The following is a 2,067-nucleotide window of genomic DNA, read 5'->3' as shown; positions in this document are numbered from 1 at the left end:
CCAAATTTATCAAGAGAAGAAATTGAGGAGAAATTTGGCGAAAGAATTAATGTTGTGAAATTTTTTAATCACATTAAATATGTACCGAATATTTATTTTTTACAAAATTTCGCGTGTGAATTTGATGTGCAAAATCATTTACTACCATTTATTTCTGAATTAGAGCAACTTGATAAAGACACGGAAGTAAATCAAATTATAATTGACTTATATTTTGATAAAAAAGCAGGGCATGCAGCTGTAGGGAAGAGTGAAACAATTGAATATATAAAAAAAGTAAAACCTATTCAGACTGTAAAAGAAGAACAAAAAGAAGTGGACCTATCAGTCGTTATAGTTTTAGGAGAAGAAAAATCAAAATTGAATCAAATTTTAAATAAAGTGCAGCATATAAAACCAATAGAAATTATTATTGTAGCTGATGATAGAATGAGTGCGATACAATCTATACCAACATTTGTTGAAAGTAACGTTGTTGTGATTGAGGAGAAAAGTAAACGGAAAGCACCAGTTCATGGGGCAAAAATCGCCAATGGTGATGTAGTCTTATTTTTAGATGGGGAAGATGTTATTTTTTCGGTAGAATTAGAGCGATTTATAGAACCGATACTGAAAAAGGAACAGGATGTAATCTTAAATAACATAGACTCCGTATGTTTTGAAAAGATGAGAGTAGAATGGCCAAGTATTGCTATGGTGTATAGAAAAATAGTAAACGATGTATTGGGGCGTATGGATTTAAAATATGATTCGATGTTATCTATGCCATATGCTATTACTAAAAAAGCAATTGAAGACATTGGATATGATATCTTGCAGAACCCTATTCTGTCCCAAGTCACTCTTATTGAGAAAGGGTGGCGACTACAATCCTCGTCAGCCATCACTAACACCTCCTTGAATAATATGCCCGCAAACGAAACCTCTTTCTATAAAAATGAATTAACTAAATTAGAAGTATATGAGATTAAAGAAAATATAAAAGCTTTGGAGAGTTGGTTACAACGAAAAGATGATAGAGGTAACTATACAGATGGAGGAAGAAAAAGAGAAATTATAGAGCAGTTAAAAAAACAAAAGAATTATTCACGTTTCCATAAAGGATGGGGAATGAATTCATCAATTTATAATGGAAAACAGTTATCAATTATTATACCAGCACAAAATGAAGAATCAACGATTAAAGAAGTTATTCTTGAGGCAAGAAAAATTGAACCGAAAGAAATAATTGTTGTCATTAATGGGTCAACAGATCAGACAGAAGTAATCGCTAAGCAATCAGGGGCAACAGTAATTGTTTATGAAGAAAGATTAGGGCATGATGTAGGACGGGCAATTGGTGCACAAGAAGCCACAGGGGATATACTTCTCTTTATTGATGCTGATTTTGCTATTCCAGCAAAAGATCTTCATCCGTTAACGCAAGCTGTTGCGGATGGTGTTGATATGGTTTTAAATGATTTAAATTTAAATCTTAGATTTCCTCTATATATTGTAAGCTTATATAAATATATGTTGAATATTGCTTGTAACCGTAAAGATTTAGGGGTAGGATCTACAATTGCTGTTCCCCATGCTATTAGTAGAAAATGTTTAGAGGGAATTGGCTGGGACACTCTTCACACAGCGTGTGTTGCACAAGTAAAGGCAATATTAGAAGGGTATAAAGTCGGATGTGTCCATTTTGTAGATGTAATGAAACCAAATCGTATTCGTCCAAATGAACACTTCGCAACAGTAGGACATCCACCAGCTGTATTGAGAATTACCGGCGATCATGTAGAAGGGTTTTCTTATTTACTAAAGAGTAGGGATTTTAAAGATTTATTTTAATTTGGAAGCTACTTTATTAATCGGCTTGAAATAGCAACGGATAAAGTATGAGTTACGTATTGGAATAAAAACAAAATTTTAAAAATTGCTTTTTTAATTCAGTGTAAGTGAAAAGTAAAAACCTCTTCAAATACATGAAGAAGTTTTTACTTTTTTATTTCAATTTATTATAAGTATATAAAGTAAAGAGTAAATAAAGCAGTAACGAAATTAACTTAATATTAGATGTAAGAA

At 31.9% G+C, this 2,067-nt stretch carries 1 protein-coding gene; it reads left to right on the top strand.

From position 1 onward, the window contains the following. The coding region (locus tag ABWK52_RS26225; protein WP_353772237.1) for a glycosyltransferase at positions 1–1,833 on the top strand (1,833 nt) is incomplete at its 5' end. Positions 1,834–2,067: the final 234 nt, after the last annotated feature.

This window comes from Bacillus sp. AP50 (genome assembly GCF_040492675.1).
GTDB classification, from domain to species: domain Bacteria; phylum Bacillota; class Bacilli; order Bacillales; family Bacillaceae_G; genus Bacillus_A; species Bacillus_A cereus.
Note: the sequence above shows the minus strand (reverse complement) of the source record. Positions and strands in the feature narration are given on the sequence as shown.